Annotated in this window: 18 protein-coding genes and 1 pseudogene; 12 read left to right on the top strand and 7 right to left on the bottom strand. The window is 75.1% G+C overall.

Annotation, left to right across the window (positions count from 1 at the left end; translation table 11 throughout):
* Positions 1-72: 72 nt before the first annotated feature.
* From QFZ62_RS07205 to QFZ62_RS07190, 4 genes are all read left to right on the top strand, one after another.
* On the top strand, positions 73-951 hold the full coding sequence (locus tag QFZ62_RS07205) for a hypothetical protein (protein WP_307503569.1): 879 nt from the start codon (positions 73-75) through the stop codon (positions 949-951).
* Between the two features lie 112 nt (positions 952-1,063).
* Positions 1,064-1,540: a DUF3151 domain-containing protein gene (locus QFZ62_RS07200; protein ID WP_307503566.1), complete on the top strand. Its 477-nt coding sequence runs from the start codon at positions 1,064-1,066 to the stop codon at positions 1,538-1,540.
* A 113-nt stretch (positions 1,541-1,653) separates the two neighbouring features.
* The gene (locus QFZ62_RS07195) at positions 1,654-2,943 is read left to right on the top strand and encodes an adenylosuccinate synthase (protein ID WP_307503563.1); all 1,290 of its coding nucleotides are present in this window, start codon (positions 1,654-1,656) and stop codon (positions 2,941-2,943) included.
* 92 nt (positions 2,944-3,035) lie between these two features.
* Entirely contained in the window at positions 3,036-3,164 is a 129-nt protein-coding gene (locus QFZ62_RS07190) for a hypothetical protein (protein WP_011931910.1), read from the top strand.
* A gap of 44 nt (positions 3,165-3,208) precedes the next feature.
* On the opposite strand, the gene QFZ62_RS07185 is transcribed toward QFZ62_RS07190, so the two are convergent.
* A complete protein-coding gene (locus QFZ62_RS07185) occupies positions 3,209-3,385 on the bottom strand; it encodes a hypothetical protein (RefSeq protein WP_373425944.1) in 177 nt (58 codons plus the stop codon).
* Positions 3,386-3,421: 36 nt separating this feature from the next.
* Here QFZ62_RS07185 and QFZ62_RS07180 point away from each other — a divergent pair, with 36 nt between their 5' ends.
* Both QFZ62_RS07180 and QFZ62_RS07175 read left to right on the top strand, forming a co-directional pair.
* Positions 3,422-3,790, top strand: coding sequence for a VOC family protein (locus QFZ62_RS07180; RefSeq protein ID WP_307503557.1), 369 nt, complete (start codon positions 3,422-3,424; stop codon positions 3,788-3,790).
* Positions 3,791-3,966: 176 nt separating this feature from the next.
* The gene (locus QFZ62_RS07175; RefSeq protein WP_307503555.1) at positions 3,967-4,395 is read left to right on the top strand and encodes a BLUF domain-containing protein; all 429 of its coding nucleotides are present in this window, start codon (positions 3,967-3,969) and stop codon (positions 4,393-4,395) included.
* Positions 4,396-4,436: 41 nt separating this feature from the next.
* Here the strand turns inward: QFZ62_RS07175 and QFZ62_RS07170 are convergent, their stop codons facing one another.
* Complete coding sequence (locus QFZ62_RS07170; RefSeq protein WP_307503552.1) at positions 4,437-5,375, bottom strand: alpha/beta fold hydrolase; 939 nt, start codon at positions 5,373-5,375, stop codon at positions 4,437-4,439.
* Positions 5,376-5,443: 68 nt separating this feature from the next.
* On the opposite strand from QFZ62_RS07170, the gene QFZ62_RS07165 reads away from it, so the two are divergent.
* On the top strand, positions 5,444-6,085 hold the full coding sequence (locus QFZ62_RS07165; RefSeq protein WP_307503549.1) for a GNAT family N-acetyltransferase: 642 nt from the start codon (positions 5,444-5,446) through the stop codon (positions 6,083-6,085).
* A gap of 23 nt (positions 6,086-6,108) precedes the next feature.
* Here the strand turns inward: QFZ62_RS07165 and QFZ62_RS07160 are convergent, their stop codons facing one another.
* Together QFZ62_RS07160 and QFZ62_RS07155 are read right to left on the bottom strand one after the other, a co-directional pair.
* Positions 6,109-6,474 (bottom strand): hypothetical protein, encoded by a 366-nt coding sequence (locus tag QFZ62_RS07160; RefSeq protein ID WP_307503547.1) that lies wholly within the window; start codon positions 6,472-6,474, stop codon positions 6,109-6,111.
* A gap of 433 nt (positions 6,475-6,907) precedes the next feature.
* Positions 6,908-7,504: a hypothetical protein gene (locus tag QFZ62_RS07155; RefSeq protein WP_307503544.1), complete on the bottom strand. Its 597-nt coding sequence runs from the start codon at positions 7,502-7,504 to the stop codon at positions 6,908-6,910.
* A 253-nt stretch (positions 7,505-7,757) separates the two neighbouring features.
* Between QFZ62_RS07155 and QFZ62_RS07150 the strand changes: the two genes are divergently transcribed.
* The 5 genes and pseudogenes from QFZ62_RS07150 to QFZ62_RS07130 all read left to right on the top strand — a co-directional run bounded on the left by QFZ62_RS07150 (position 7,758) and on the right by QFZ62_RS07130 (position 12,949).
* Positions 7,758-9,845: a serine hydrolase gene (locus tag QFZ62_RS07150; protein WP_307503542.1), complete on the top strand. Its 2,088-nt coding sequence runs from the start codon at positions 7,758-7,760 to the stop codon at positions 9,843-9,845.
* A gap of 65 nt (positions 9,846-9,910) precedes the next feature.
* Positions 9,911-11,287 carry a sensor histidine kinase gene (locus QFZ62_RS07145; protein WP_307503539.1) on the top strand — a complete coding sequence of 459 codons (1,377 nt, stop codon included), beginning with the start codon at positions 9,911-9,913 and terminating at the stop codon, positions 11,285-11,287.
* Positions 11,284-11,983: pseudogene (locus tag QFZ62_RS07140) on the top strand (response regulator). Before QFZ62_RS07145 ends, QFZ62_RS07140 begins: the two are co-directional and overlap by 4 nt.
* A 79-nt stretch (positions 11,984-12,062) precedes the next feature.
* Entirely contained in the window at positions 12,063-12,482 is a 420-nt protein-coding gene (locus QFZ62_RS07135; RefSeq protein ID WP_307503537.1) for an organic hydroperoxide resistance protein, read from the top strand.
* Positions 12,483-12,565: 83 nt separating this feature from the next.
* Positions 12,566-12,949, top strand: a complete 384-nt coding sequence (locus QFZ62_RS07130; RefSeq protein WP_307503535.1) for a chorismate mutase — start codon at positions 12,566-12,568, stop codon at positions 12,947-12,949.
* A gap of 53 nt (positions 12,950-13,002) precedes the next feature.
* Here QFZ62_RS07130 and QFZ62_RS07125 read toward each other — a convergent pair whose 3' ends face one another.
* The 3 genes from QFZ62_RS07125 to QFZ62_RS07115 form a co-directional block, all read right to left on the bottom strand.
* Complete coding sequence (locus QFZ62_RS07125) at positions 13,003-13,986, bottom strand: RimK family alpha-L-glutamate ligase (RefSeq protein WP_307503532.1); 984 nt, start codon at positions 13,984-13,986, stop codon at positions 13,003-13,005.
* A gap of 67 nt (positions 13,987-14,053) precedes the next feature.
* Complete coding sequence (locus QFZ62_RS07120; protein ID WP_307503529.1) at positions 14,054-14,875, bottom strand: endonuclease/exonuclease/phosphatase family protein; 822 nt, start codon at positions 14,873-14,875, stop codon at positions 14,054-14,056.
* A gap of 56 nt (positions 14,876-14,931) precedes the next feature.
* Positions 14,932-15,519, bottom strand: a complete 588-nt coding sequence (locus QFZ62_RS07115) for a YdcF family protein (RefSeq protein WP_307503527.1) — start codon at positions 15,517-15,519, stop codon at positions 14,932-14,934.
* Positions 15,520-15,573: the final 54 nt, after the last annotated feature.

The following is a 15,573-nucleotide window of genomic DNA, read 5'->3' as shown; positions in this document are numbered from 1 at the left end:
TGCACAGGGTCGCCGGGTCCTGGCAGGATCACCTCGGCCCGCAGGTGCTGGCCATCACGAGGGGGAGAAGGCATGGACCACGGAGGTGCCCGGACAGCAGAGCGATCATGGTGGAGAAGGCACCGGAGCTGGATCATCCCGCTCGCCTGCGCACCGCTCGGCTACTTCGGGCTCGGCCTCCTCGGCGGGTGGTTCGTCCAGCTCGGCAGGCAGGGGGAGGGCCTCAGCTGGTGGACGCTGCTCGCGCTGGTGCTCCTCCTCTCCGCGTTCGTCGTCCCGGTCGTCGCGGCGATCCTCGCGCTCCGGCGCGGCCACGGCGTCTACCGCGCTTGGCGCCGCTCGCACGGGCACCTGACGACCCGCGAGAGGGCGGCGCAGCAGCACGAGGAGGCGTACCGGCGGGCGTGGGATCACGCCCGGTGGTTCCGGGCGGCATTGGCGCGCCGAGAGCTGCCCCCCGAGATCCCCGTCTGGGCGGTCGTGCCGCGCGACGGCGAGAGGTTCTTCCTGGACGGCCCGCTCACGTACTCCCGGTACTTCGGGACCGACGTCGCGTACACGACCTCGAGGACGGACGCGTTCGGACGGCCGGCATGGGTCGCCGGCGCGCTGATCGGCAGCGCGATCGGCAACTCGATCAGCCGGTCGCGTGCGCAGGCCGAGGCGACGACGCAGTGGCGCGAGCATCAGCGGGTGCAGGTCGTCGCGAGCAACCAGCGGATCGCGTGCAACGTCGCCGGTCGCGGCTGGCTGTCCTTCGACTACGCCGCCGTGAGCGCCATCCACCCGGACCCGGGGCGCTTCCACATCGTGCTCGAGTTCGAGGGCGCGGCGTCGCCCTTGTCGCTGAGCGGACCCATGGCTCCCGCTCTGGCGACCCTCGCTGTCCTCATGACGCACGGGCCGGATGCGCTGCACGCGCATCCGGCCCTCCGCGTGCTCGAGGGCTGATCGCGCCGAGGGGCTCGCGTCCTCCCGCGCGCTCGGGCAGGCGATGTCGACGCCGGCGGGCTCGATCCCGGACCCCCTCGGGAGCGGCCGGACCCTCGCGGTAGGATCGAGTGTGACTGGAGAGAACCTGCTCGGCGTCCCCGAGACGCGCCTGGCCGACGACCCCGAGGTCGCCGCCCGCATCGCGAACGCCGACGGCGATCACGACACCCTCGGCGCCATCGCGGCCGACCACCCGCAGTCGTCGCTCGTCTGGGCGCTGCTCGCGGACACGGCCTTCATCCAGGGCGACCGCATCGCCTCCTACGCGTTCGCGCGCGTCGGCTACCACCGCGGTCTCGACTCCCTGCGGAAGTCCGGCTGGAAGGGCCAGGGCCCCGTGCCGTGGAGCCACGAGCCGAACCGCGGCGTCCTCCGCTCCCTCTACGCGCTCCGCCGCGCGGCCGCCGCCATCGGCGAGGAGGAGGAGGTCTCGCGCCTCAGCGCCTTCCTGCGCGACGCGGATCCGACCGCGGCCGGCCACATCGAGGCGCTCACGGCCGGGGCGCTGCCGCCCACCGAGGCCATCGTCATCCGCGGCCAGGACTGACCCGGCGCACGCCGGACCCGCACGCACCCGCACCACCGCACGCACCGCATCACCGCACCACGCACGCCGCCCGAGCCCGACCCGACCGACCCGCCCCCGACGAGGAGTGAGCCATGCCCGCAGTAGTGATCATCGGAGCCCAGTGGGGTGACGAGGGCAAGGGACGCGCGACCGACCTCCTCGGCAGCCGCGTCGACTACGTCGTGAAGTTCAACGGCGGCAACAACGCCGGCCACACGGTGGTCGTCGGCACCGAGAAGTACGCGCTGCACCTGCTGCCGTCGGGCATCCTCACGCCGGGCGTCGTGCCCGTCATCGGCAACGGCGTCGTGGTCGACATCGAGGTGCTCTTCCACGAGCTCGACGCGCTCGCCGCCCGCGGGGTCGACGTCTCCAAGCTCCGCGTGAGCGCCAACGCCCACGTCATCACGCACTACAACCGCACCATCGACAAGGTGACGGAGCGCTTCCTCGGGAAGCGCCAGATCGGCACCACCGGCCGCGGCATCGGGCCCACGTACGCGGACAAGATCAACCGCGTCGGCATCCGGATCCAGGACCTCTTCGACGAGAACATCCTCCGCCAGAAGGTGGAGGCGGCCCTCGACGCCAAGAACCACATGCTCGTGAAGATATACAACCGCCGCGCCATCTCGGCCGAGGAGATCATCGAGAGCCTGCTCTCCTACGTCGAGCGCCTCCGTCCCATGGTGTGCGACGCGTCGCTCGAGCTGAACACCGCGCTCGACGAGGGCAAGACCGTCCTCTTCGAGGCCGGCCAGGCCACCATGCTCGACATCGACCACGGCACGTACCCGTTCGTCACGTCCTCGAGCGCCACGTCCGGCGGCGCCGCCACGGGCTCGGGCGTCGCGCCCAACCGGCTCGAGCGGATCATCGCGGTCGTCAAGGCGTACACGACGCGCGTCGGCGCGGGCCCGTTCCCCACGGAGCTGCACGACGAGTCGGGCGAGTACCTGCGCGCCAAGGGCTTCGAGTTCGGCACCACCACCGGTCGTCCCCGCCGCTGCGGCTGGTACGACGCGCCCATCGCGCGCTACACGGCCCGCATCAACGGCGTCACCGACTTCGTGCTCACCAAGCTCGACGTGCTCTCGGGCCTCGCGACGATCCCCGTCTGCGTCGCGTACGACGTCGACGGCGTGCGCCACGACGAGGTGCCCGTCTCGCAGTCCGACTTCCACCACGCGACCCCCATCTACGAGGACTTCCCGGGCTGGCAGGAGGACATCACGGGCTGCCGCGAGTTCGCGGACCTGCCGAGGAACGCGCAGGACTACGTGATGGCCATCGAGCGCATGAGCGGCGCCCGCATCTCCGCCATCGGCGTGGGCCCGGAGCGCGAGCAGGTCGTCGTGCTGCACGACCTCCTCGAGGACTGACCCTGATCCACGACGGCTGGGCCGACGACGCCCGCCTCGGCACGGACGCGTCAGACCTCGCCCGGTTCCTCAGCCGCGCGGACGCCCGCACCATGAACCGCGAGCGGCTCCAGGCCGACCTCGACATGGGCCAGGAGCAGTACGTGGCGGCGTGGCGCGAGCTGCACCGCTTCGGGTACGTGTCGTCGGCGGAGCTGCGGCGGCTCGTGGTCGAGCGGTGACCCGGGCGAGCTGATCCGCGCGGGCCGCTCCGCGCGCCGGTCCGTCAGGCGCCGGGGTCCTCCGCGCGCAGCGACCGCACCATGCTGCGGAGGATCCGCGTCGCCGCAGCCCGGTCGTCCTCGGTGAGGTCGGCGAGCATCCGCCGCTCGACCGCACGCACGGCGGCGCTGGCGGCGGCGAGGTCGCGGCGGCCCGTCGCGGTGAGGCGCGCGGGCTGCACCCGGCCGACCGCCTCCTCCGCGGGGCGGGAGACACCATGCCCGCCACCGGCCCCGACTTCATCTCGCTCCAGGTCCGCGACCTCGAGGCCGCGCAGGCGTTCTACGAGCGCTACCTGGGCCTCGTCCGCTCGCCTGCGGGACCTCCGCACGCCGCCGTGTTCTCGACGACCCCCATCGCGTTCGCGCTCCGCGACGTGATCCCCGGCACCGACCTCGACGCCGTCGCCCAGCCCGGGATCGGCGCGGCCATCTGGCTGCACGCGACCGGGGTGCAGGAGATCCACGACGCGCACGTCGCCGACGGCCACCGCATCGTCACGCCGCCCCTCGACGGGCCCTTCGGCCGCACGTTCGCCTTCGCGGACCTCGACGGCTACCACGTGACGCTGCACGACCGGGCGTGACGGCGCCCGGCTCCGAGCACCGGCGTGCAGGAGCCCGCGAGGGACCCCGACAGCATCCGCCATCTGACGGGACCCGCCGCGGCCTGGTCCTCGGTGCCACCGTGGACCAGGCTGGAGGGGCGGCGGGGGCACGACCCCGTCCGACGACGCGCGGCCCGCGCACGCGGAAGGACCCCATGCTCTCCATCGTCTACTCCAGCACCGCCGAGCGGTCCTTCGACGACGTCGACCTCGCCCAGCTCCTCGCGCAGAGCCGAGCCACCAACGCGGCGCACGGGCTCACCGGCCTCCTCGTGCACCGGCAGGGCCGCTTCCTCCAGCTCATCGAGGGGGAGGAGGACGACGTGCGGGAGCGCATGCGCGCGATCCTCGCGGACGACCGCCACGGCCGCATCGCCACGCTGATGGAGGAGCGGATCACCGTGCGGCAGTTCCCCGACTGGACGATGGGCATGGCCAAGTACGACGCCCGGGTGGCCGAGCGGATCCCCGGCTACCGCGACACCTTCGACGACCTCGAGGGCGAGCGCCCGGACGACGCCATCCGGCCCGCGCTCCGCGAGCTGATCCGCTGGTTCCAGGAGGACACCGGCCGACTGTCCTGACGCGAGCGGCCGCCGCTCGGCGAGGCATGGGGCATGAACCGTCAGGCCGCGGGCGCCGCGCTCCGCCAGAAGCCCGCGAGGAGGTCCGCGCTCGCCTCCGGCTGGTCGACCTGGGCGGAGTGGCCGGCGTCCGCGACCACCTCGTAGCGGGCGCCGGCGCGCTCCGCCATGTCGCGCTGCCAGTCCTGCGGCCAGGCGTCGTCGGCGTCGCCGTGGGAGACGAGCACGGGGACGCCCGCCGCCCGCAGCTCCTCGACGCGGTCGGTCTGCTCCTGCATGATCTCGAGCGCCCCGAGGAGCTGCGCCGACGCGGTGCCGAACAGGCGGGTGCGGAACCACTCCACCTCGGGGTCGTCGCCGTCGAGCTGCTCGGGCAGGAACCACAGCGGCCAGAGCCCGGCGCTGCCCGACGCGCGGACGGCGGCGATCTGCTCGGAGCGGTCGGCCCGGCTGCGGGGACCCGAGTTCCAGTGCGTGTAGCTGGCGAAGCGGCCCGGGTCGCGGATCAGCGCCTGGAGCCCCACGACGCCGCCGAAGCTGTGGCCGAGGAGGTGCACGGGCCCGAGCGGGGCGGCGGGGGAGGCGTCGGTCGCCACGTGACGGCCGCCGGATCCGCCGCGGCCGGCGAGCGCGTCGACCACGTGGTGCACGTCCTGGCCGAGGGTCTCGAGCTCGTAGCCGCTCGCGTCGACGGGCGGCTCGGCCTGGCCGGGTCCGGTGGATCCCCACTGCCCGCGCTGCGAGAACGCCACGACCGTGAAGCCGCGGTCGGCGAGCGGGCCCATGATGGGGAGGAAGTCCTCCTTGGACCCCGTGAACCCCGGCACGAGCAGCGCGACGGGCGCGGTCGCGGGATCCCCGGTGCGGGCCGGCACGCGCACGGCCGAGAGCCGCGCCGCCGGAACCTCGATCGTCAGGTCCTCCGCGTCCTCGGGCCGGTGGTCGGACAGGGTGCGCGGGGCGCGGGCGTCGGTGCTCATCCCGCCAGCGTAGGCCGGGGCGCGAGCGGCGCGCCCGAGCCCGTCGCCGCCTCTGCCAGGCTGGCCGGGTGACCGCCACCGTGCCCGCGCCCGCGTCCCTCCTCGGCACCCATGTCCGGCTGGACCCGCTCACGCCCGCGCACCTGCCCGCGCTCCGGGCCGCCATCGCGCACCCGGCCGTCTTCGCGGGCGGCTTCGGCGGCGGCCCGGCCGGCCTCCCCGCCGACGACACGGCCTTCGACGCGTGGGCGCGCACCTACTTCCGCTGGGACGACCTGCCGACCGCCGTGATCCTCGTGGGCGGCCCCCACGACGGCGAGCTGGTCGGCACGACGAGCCTCACCGAGCTGGACACGCGGCGCGAGCGCGTCCACCTCGGCTGGACCGCCTACGACCCGCGGGTCTGGGGCACGGTCGTCAACGCGGAGGCCAAGCGGCTCCTCCTCGGCCGCGCGTTCGACTCCGGCTTCGGCCGCGTCAAGCTGCAGGCGGACGCGCTCAACGCCCGCTCCCGCGCCGCGATCCTCAAGCTCGGCGCGACCTTCGAGGGCGTCTGCCGCCGCGACCAGCTCCGGGCCGACGGGACCTGGCGCGACGCCGCGATCCACTCGATCCTCGCCGACGAGTGGCCGGCCGTCCGCGCCGGACTCGACGCGCGGATCGCCGCCCAGGAGGGCCGGCCGGTCCTGTTCCGGACGCCCGCGGCCTGAGCGGGCCGCAGCCGCGCGGGCGGTCAGCAGGCGGAGGGCCGCCCCTCGTCGTCCTCGGCGGGGTAGCGGAACTGCATGCCGATGGAGTCGATGCTCCCGGTCCACACCATGTCGCGGCCGATGCGCTGCAGCGGCGGCACGGTGCCGTCGATGAGGTCGGCGAGGCCCAGCTCCGCGATCCAGTCCTCGATGATCTCCCGGCGAGCAGCACGCGAGTAGGCGTCGGCGTCGCCGATGAAGTGCACGAAGTCGGCGTCGCCGATCACCCACGCCAGCGGGCGCAGGCCGCGCAGCCGCCCCTCGGCGTTCCAGGCGACCGCGACCATGAGCTCGATGTCGGCCCGGCTCATGGACCGCCGCCCGAGCGGTACGTGCGCGTCTCGGGGCATCGGGTCCTCCTGGATCGTGGTGCGGCATCGGTGGGGCACGTGCGGGAGATGATCCGGTGATCCGCCGGCGCGGGGCGGGGCGGGGCGGGCGGCGGGAAGCGGCCGCGAGACGGGAGACCGGGGGAGCGGCCGTGGGGACGGGCGGTGCGGCGGTGACCGAGCGAGACCCAGCGAGAGCGCGACCGCGTGCGGGGCCCTGCTCCCCGGCGCCCGGATCCGGGTCGAGCTCCTGATGCGATCGCTGTCGCACCGCCGGAATGTCGCGTTCCCGCAGGGCCACAGGACGTCCCCGGCGACGGGCGATCGGTCGGGACCGGTGCGGACGTTGCCCCCCAGGAGCTGCAGCACCAGGACGCCCGCGGTTCGGGGGCGCGGATCCGGTGCGGCGGCTCCGCGCAGGCCGGGCCCGGGCTGGACCGGGGATGACGGCGGTCTAGGCCGGTCGGCCCTCGGCGCCCAGCGGGCCCACCGGGGGCGCTGCGCCGACGCCGTCCCGTGCGTCCGGGGCCGCTCGCGCGCGGGTGACACGCAGCGAGTGCACGTGCAGCCGGGCGCCCGTTGGGCCCTCGGCGACGCGGATGACGCCCGGGCCCCGGCGCATGTGCACGTCGACGACCAGGGTGCGGTGGGTCGTGCCGCGCCGGAGCGGCGGGTAGTGCACGGTGCGGGTCTGGCCCCGGTCGAGGGCGAAGCCGAGCGTGAGCGGGGTGGAGGCGCAGTGGTCGTAGGTGACGGCGACGGAGTGGGGGCCGGCGTGCTCGGCGACGACGGCGAAGTCGAGGAAGCTGCGGCTGCCGGGGCCGGCGTCGGGGTCCGCGTCGGGGTCGTCGACCGGGGCGGCGCTCGCGTGCACGCGCGCGGCCTCGCCGGCGGGATAGCAGCGGTCATGGGGGATGGAGTGCCTCCGGAGGTGCACGTCGGTCGGGCGGTGCAGCGCCGGGACCCGACGGAGGAGCCGGGCCCGGTCCTGCGGGCGGCGCGTCGGGCCGGTGTCGGCGGCGGCGCGTGCATCGTGCGCGAGCTCGCGCACGTGACGTCAGGACGTCGAGGCGGCGCGTCGTTCGGCTCTGGCGATGCAGGGCGACGCGCTCACTGTACGGCGTCCCCGGGAGCAGCCGCGCACCCCCGTCCGGCCGGCGCGTCCCTCCTCGGGCTCGCGCCGACCGCACCCGTGTCGACCGCACCCGGACGCGCGAGGGACCCCCGCCTGCGACTCGAGTCGCAGGCGAGGTGCCGACTCCCGCCCCCTGTGCCGCGGGCGCCGAGCCGGGAGCGTGGGATGCATGGACACGACACCCCGCACCTCCACCGCCGCCGCCCTTCCCGGCCGACGCCGCCCGCGCCGATCCCGCCGCCTGGCCTCCGTCGTCGGCGCCGTCGCGCTCGCCCTGGCGATCCCGCTGGCGGCCGGCGCCGCCACGTCGGCTGCCCCGGCGGATCCGCCGCCGCCCGCGCCGCCCCAGCACCAGCCGGGCGGCCACGACCTCACCCGCGCCGATGTCGACACCTGGCTCGACGGCACCGTCGGCTCCGCCCTGCAGACCACCGGCATCCCCGGCGCGGCCGTCTCGGTCGTCGCCGACGGCCAGGTGCTCACCACCCGCGGCTACGGCCTCGCCGACACCGGCACCGAGGGCACCCCCGCGAAGCCGGTGGATCCCGATCGCACGCTCTTCCGCGTCGGCTCCGTCTCCAAGGTGGTCTCCGCCACCGCGGTCATGCAGCTCGTGGAGGAGGGCCGGCTCGACCTCGACGACGACGTGCAGCAGCACCTCGACTTCGACCTGGACACCCCGAAGGGTCCCGTCACGCTGCGGCACCTGCTGACCCACACGGCCGGGTTCGAGGAGGTCGTCACGGGCCTCATCGGCCTGCCGGGCACCGAGCGGTCCCTCGGCGACGTGATGCGCACGGATCCGCCCGAGCAGGTCTTCGCGCCGGGCACCACCCCCGCCTACTCGAACTACGGCGCCAGCCTCGCCGGCTACGTCGCCGAGCGCGTGGCCGGGAAGCCGTTCGTCGACCTCGTGCAGGAGGAGGTGCTCGACCGCGCCGGGATGACCTCCTCGTCCTTCGCGCAGCCGCTGCCCGCCGACCTCGACGCGCGCCTCGCGAAGGGCTACCCGGACGACACGCAGCCGGCGTACCCGACGGAGGTCGTCAACGCGGCACCCGCCGGTGCGCTCTCGGCCACCGCCTCCGACATGGCCCGCTTCATGCTCGGCCACCTCGGCGACCTGCCCGCCGACCAGGCGCTGCTGGATCCCGCGACCCTCGACGAGATGCACCGCCCGGCCCTCGACGCCGACCAGCTGGGCACCTTCGCGGCCGGCCAGCGCATGGCGCTCGGCTTCTTCGACGACAGCACGCCGGGCGTCCCGGCCTTCGGCCACGACGGCGACACGAACGTCTTCCACACGGCCATGCGCATGTTCCCGGACAGCGACGCCGGCATCTTCGTGACCGTCAACGGCAACGGACGCGACGCCGTCGACACCCTCGAGCTCCGGACCGCCGTCCTCCAGGGGTTCGCCGACCGGTACCTGCGCCCCGCGGGCGACGCCGCCGGCACGTCCGCAGCCCCCGCCGCGGCTCCCGTCGGCGACCCGGAGGCCGCGGCCGACCTCGCCGGCACGTGGATCTCCTCCCGCGCCCCCTTCTCGAACCCGGGCGCGCTGCTCTCCCTCAGCGGCCAGACCGAGATCGTGCCCCGCGCCGACGGCACGATCGCCATCACCCCGAAGCCGCTGGGCGTCACGACGGGCGTCTACGAGAAGGCCGGCGACGACCTGTGGCGCGAGGTCGGCGGCGACGCCGTGATCGCGACGCGCGCCTCCGCGGACGGCGGGCCGGTCGACGGGATCACGTGGGGCGCGTCCTTCACGCTCCTGCGCGCGGAGCCCTGGCAGGTGGCGTCCGCGGTGATCCCCGGGCTGCTGGCCGCCGTGGCCGTGCTCCTCGTCTCGGTCGTCGTCTGGCCGGCCGCCGCCGTCGCGGGCATCGGCCGCCGCCGCCGCGCGGCCCGTGCGGACGACGCCGTCGCGACCCCGCGCCCCCGCCGGAGCCGCACGCTGCTCCTCTCCCGCATCGGGCAGGCGGTGACGCTCCTGGCGCTCGCCGGCTGGTCGGTCGCGGCCGTGCAGGCGCTCTCGTTCACCGACGTCCCCGCGGCGACGCTGCGCACCCTCCAGGGGCTGCAGCTCCTCGGCGCCCTCGCCGTGATCCCCGCCGCGCTCGCCGCCTGGCAGGCCGTGCGCACCCGCCGCGGGCCGTGGATCGTCGCGGGCCGCGTGCTCGTGTTGGTCGCGCTCATCGGCATCGCGGCCTTCGCGGTCGGGTTCCGCCTGCTCGCGCCGAGCGTGAGCTACTGATGCGCCACGGCGACGGCGACGGCGACGGCGACGGCCGCGGCCCGGCCGCCTGGCATGCTCGGAGCGTGACCGACGCGACGCACGCCCCCGACGCCCCGCGCGGATCCGGCTCCCGCCCCGGCGCGGCCCTCGGCGACGGGGTCCGGCGCGGCCTCGACCGGGTCGGGATCCGCACCGACGCCGGGCGCGACGCCGCGGCGGCCGTCGCCTGGGCCGTCGTCACCCTCGTGCTCCTCGCGGGCCTCCTCGCGCTCGCCTGGGCCGACGGCACGGCGCGCGGCATGACGTCCGCGCAGTCGTGGCTCATCGGGATCCTCGCGGTCGCCCAGTGCGCCCCGCTGGCCGTCCGCCGCCGCCACCCGCGGGCCACGCTCCTCGCGGTGTCGGTGCTCCAGGCCGGTCTCGTCGCCGTGCTGCCGCCCGGCTTCGCGTTCTGGGCGGCGGCCCCCGTGGTGGCCGCCTACACGGTCGGGGTGCGGCTGCCCGTCGGGCCCGCTGCGCGGATCGTCGCCGCGGCCCTCGGTATCGAGGCCGTCGGCGCCCTGCTCGCCGCGACCGGCCGGGTCCGCGCGGCGCTCGTGCCCGACGCCGACCGCCTGCCGCTCGGCCTCCCCGTCGTGGTCGACGCGGCGTCGATCCTCGCCAGCGGGATCCTCATCGCCGTGGCCAGCGCCGCCGTCGGCTCCTGGGTCGCGCTCCGCCGCCGCCACGACCGCGACGCGCTGGCCCGCGCCGTGGAGACGGTGGAGCACCAGGCCGCCCTCACCCGCGCCGCGGTCGCCGCCGAGCGCACCCGCATGGCGCGCGAGCTGCACGACGTGGCCGCGCACCACCTCACGGCGCTCGTCGTGCAGGCGGGCGCCGCCGAGCGCCTCGTGGACATCGACCCGGAGCGGGCGCGGGCGTCGCTGCGGGGGATCCGCGTGCAGGGCCGGGAGACCCTCGACGCGCTCCGCTCCATCGTCGGGATCCTGCGGCAGACGGACGACGGCCCCACCGGGTCCGGCCCCGGCGGCCCGGCCGGCGAGGTCCCCGTCCCGGGGCTCGCCGACGTCGACGGTCTCGTGCGCGCGGCCCGCGCCTCGGGAACCGCAGTGCAGGAGCGCGCGACCGGCGACCTGCCGACCCTCGCGCCGCTCGCCGACGTCACCGCGTACCGCACGGTGCAGGAGTCGCTCGCGAACGCCCGGAGGCACGCCCCCGGATCCGCCGTGACCCTCACCACCGAGGCCGGTCCCGCCCGGCTCGTGCTCGTGGTCGAGAACCCGCTGCCGGCCGTCGCGCCCGCGGGGGCCCCGGGCTACGGCCTCGTCGGGATGCGCGAGCGGGCCGCGCTCGTGGGCGGCCGGCTGGAGGCGGGCCCCACGGCCTCCGGCACCTGGCGCGTGCGCCTCGAGCTCCCGGTCGAGCCCGTCGCCGCGGGCGCGGGGGCCGACGCGTGATCCGCGTGGTGCTGGTCGACGACCAGTCCATCGTGCGCGCGGGCTTCCGCGTCGTCCTCGAGACGGCCGGCGGGATCGAGGTGGTCGGCGAGGCGTCCGGCGGACGCGAGGCGGTGGCGCTCGTCGGCCGCCTGGCCCCCGACGTGGTCGTGATGGACGTGCGCATGCCGGGCGGAGACGGCATCGAGGCGGACCCGCGCGATCACCGGCGCGGACGCCGACGACCGACCCGCCGACGACCGCGCCGGCGCCCGCCCCGACGACGACCGCCCCGGCCCCGCCGTGCTCGTCGCCACGACCTTCGACCTGGACGAGTACGTCTTCGGCGCGCTCGAGGCCGGCGCCCGCGGCTTCGTGCTCAAGGACGCGGAGCCGGACGAGTTCATCGCCGCGGTCCGCGCGCTGGCCGCGGGGCAGGCCGCGCTCGACGGCGTGACCACCCGCCGCGTCATGGCGGAGTTCACGCGCCGCCGTGCCGCGTCCGCCGTGCACCCGGGCGCGGACGTGCTCACGCCGCGCGAGCAGGACATCGTGCGGCTCCTCGGCGACGGCCTGTCGAACGACGAGATCGGCGGCCGCCTCGTCATCGAGACGAGCACGGTGAAGTCGCACCTCACCCGGATCATGACGAAGCTCGGCACGCGCGACCGCCTGCAGACGGTGGTCTGGGGCTACCGCTCCGGCCTCCTGCCCTGACCCGCTGTCCATCGTCCGTCCTGCGCGCGTCCACGCGGCGCGCCGCCCGCTCCCAGCTCGATCGTGGTCTGATGGGGGCATGGAACCCATCTACACCGCTATCGCGCACGCCTCCGGCGGAGGACGCGACGGACATGTCCGCAGCGAGGACGACCGCATCGACTTCGACACCCGTCCCCCCAAGGAGATGGGCGGCTCGGGCGAGGGCACGAACCCCGAGCAGCTCTTCGCCGCCGGGTACAGCGCCTGCTTCCTGGGCGCCACCCACCTCGTCGGCAAGAACGCCGGCGTCGACACGAAGGACGCGGGCGTCTCGGCCAGCGTCTCCATCGGCGACAACGGATCCGGCGGCTTCGGCCTCGCGGTCGAGCTCGACGTCTACCTCCCGAACGTCGCCCCCGAGCGCCGCCAGGAGATCGCGGACGCAGCCCACCAGGTCTGCCCGTACTCCAACGCGACCCGCGGCAACATCGACGTGAAGATCTCCATCGTCGACTGATCCACCCGCACGATCCGCGAGGCGGGCGCCCCCGACGGGGCGCCCGCCTCCGTCGTCCCGGGTCCGATCGGTAGGGTCGTGGCATGCCTGAGATCACCGGCCCCGCAGGGGCTCCCCTCGACGACGACGCCCGGGACGCCCTCGAGGAGCTGGGGGACATCCGCGGCAGCATCGACAACATCGACGCCGCCCTCGTCCACCTGCTCGCCGAGCGCTTCAAGTTCACGCAGTCGGTCGGCCGGCTCAAGGCCGCGCACGGCCTGCCCGCGGCGGATCCCGAGCGCGAGCGCCGCCAGATCCTCCGCCTCCGCGCCCTCGCCGAGGAGTCCCGCCTCGACCCGGCCTTCGCGGAGAAGTTCCTGAACTTCATCGTGGCGGAGGTCATCCACCACCACACGCAGATCGCCGACGCGCAGGACGTGGACACGAGCGCGGTCGCGCCCGAGGACGGCGGCCCGACGGCTTGACGTCGCCAGGGCCGCCCGCGCGGCCCGTCCGCGCAGGCGATCCGCCCGCCGCGTCAGGCGCCCGGGTACGTCTCCCGCAGCACGCGCTCCAGCAGCTCCGCCACCGCGCCCGGGCCCGAGCGCTCCGCGACCGCCTCGACGCCCGCGTTGTAGTTCGTGTTCGTGTTCACGTCGTAGGTCACCAGCCGGCCGTCGGCGGTCTCGATGAACTCGATGCCGGCCACCTCGATCCCGAGCCCCGCGAGGAACGCCACGTAGCGCTCCACCAGCGGATGCTCTGCGGTGATGTCCTCCCGCAGCGAGAAGATCGTGTCGCCCGGCTGCTGCGCGATGGTGGCGCCGGGCGGCATCACGAGCGCGCCGGTCGCCGGGTCGATGGCGCACGCGTCGGCCGGGCACAGCTGGTACCCGCCGCGTGCGGTGTCGGCCTGGATCGCGTAGACGAAGCGCCCGCCCACGATCTCCACCCGCGTGACCCGCGGGGTCGCCGCCTCCAGGAACTCCTGCAGCAGCGTGATCCCGTCCTGCGGCTCCTCGAAGTCCGGCCCCTCCACGTAGGCCGCCAGCTCCTCGACGCTGTCGAAGCGGCGGACGCCCAGGCCCTTGCCGCCCTGGTTGTGCTTCGTGATGAACGGGGTCGGGAGCCCCTGCGCCGCCTCGACGATGCGGTGGCTGCCGATCACCGCGCGCGTCCGCGGCACCTCGATGCCCGCGGCCCGGAGCGCGGTGAGCTGGTCGACCTTGCTCACCTCGAGCTCGATGGTGCGGCGGCCGTTGACCGTGCGGCGGCCGTGCGCCTCCAGCCAGGACATGAGCGCGCGCGTGTAGTCCTTGGAGAGCGCGTGGTCGCGCGTGTGGGCGGAGGCGCTGATCCTCGACCAGAAGACCCCCTCGGGCGGCGCCTCGTCGATCTCGAGCACGCCGTCGGTGAGGAGCCACTCCTCGTAGGGCACGCCGCGCGCGTCCAGCGCGGCGGCGAACGGCCCGAACCACTCGGGGTTCTCGTGGATGGCGTAGACCTTCGGCGGGGTGCTCATCCCCCCAGGCTACGAGGCCGGGGAGGCGGCGCCGTGCGCGTGACCCGCGGCGACGGGGACCGCCCGGTCAGCTGAGCCGGACGAGCGCCTGCACGGGCAGGTGGTCGCTCATCATGCGGTCGCGCCAGGAGAAGTCGTTGATCGCGGCGGCGCGCACCTCGACGCGGTCGCCGACGAGGATCCAGTCGATGCGCGGGTCGCCGACCACGGGCCGCCGGTAGTCGGGGAACGTGCCGAAGGCGGGCGTCGCCTGGCGGGCGGTGTCGAGCCAGGAGTCGCGGAGGCCGGCCCGACGGGTGAGGACGTCGTAGGGGAACGAGTCGACGGGCGCGTTGAAGTCGCCCATGAGCACGACCGGCAGGCCGGGGAAGCGCGTGCGGACGAGCTCGGCGACGGCCTCGGCGGACCGATCGCGGGCCTCGGCCACGTCGTGGTCGAGGTGCGTCACCAGCACGACGAGCGGGTGGCCGGTGGCCTCGTCCTGGAAGCGGGCCCAGGTGATGATCCGCGGCATGGGGTTGCCCCACGTCATGCTGCCGATCACGTCGGGGGTGTCGGAGAGCCACATCACGTCGTGCTCGAGGAGGGTGAGGCGGGAGGCCTGGTAGAAGATCGCGCCGTGCTCGCCGTGGCTGCCGCCCTCCCGGCCCTGCCCGACCATGCGGTACGAGGGCGGGAGCGCCTTCTCGATCGCCTGGACCTGCGGCCACAGCGCCTCCTGCACGCCGAGCACCGTGGGGCGCTCCTGCTGGAGGAACCGGGTGAGCACCTCCTGGCGCTCCGGCCAGTGGTCGGCCTCGCCGGGGCGGGTGCCGTGCCACGGCATGCGCACGTTGAGGGAGATGAGGTGGAGGTCGTCGCCGGTCGTCGGGCCGATCGCGAGGGTCATGACGTCCATTCAACCCCGCCCGGCCGACCGCGAGGACCGCGGCGCGGTGATCCGGCTCAGCAGCCGGGCGTGACGAGCGCCTTGACGAAGGCGCCGGTCTGGTAGACGTACTGCGTGATCCACTGGCGCGGGCCGAAGTCGACCGGGTCCTCGACCACCATGAGGTCGCCGTCGAAGCAGCGGTCGAAGATCAGCTGCGTGCGGGTCACGTGCGGCGTCCAGGTGATGACGATGGCGCTCGTCCACCCGTTCTCCTCCGCCTTCTCCTTGAGGTAGCGGGCCTCGCCCTGCGTCGTGAAGGGCGACGGGGTGTCGCAGGTGACCGGGTAGGGGAACTCGCCGTTGCAGGCCGCGAGGCGGTCGGCCGACTGCGGGCCCGTGGACGGCACGGAGAAGACCACGGTGTCGGAGTAGCCCTCGTCGACGAGCTTCTCCGCGAGGTCGCGGCGCGTGGGGTTGGGCGGCCCGATGACGTAGATGACGTCGGCCTTGCCCGGCTGGCTCGCGGCCGGCATGACGAACAGCGGCACGCCGGCGAGGATCCAGGCGAGGACCAGCACCAGGAGGGCGAGCAGGGTCCGCGTGATCCAGCGCCGGGCGCGACCCGCCCGCCGGGGCGATGCGGTCAGGGTGCTGGGTGTCAACGTGTGCTCTCGGGCTCGGGTACTCGGGTGCTCGGGTCGGCGGACGGGCACCCA

It is taken from the genome of Clavibacter sp. B3I6, from assembly GCF_030816895.1.
GTDB lineage: Bacteria > Actinomycetota > Actinomycetes > Actinomycetales > Microbacteriaceae > Clavibacter.
The sequence above is the reverse complement of the archived record's forward strand: the minus strand, read 5'-3'. Positions and strand labels throughout refer to the sequence as shown.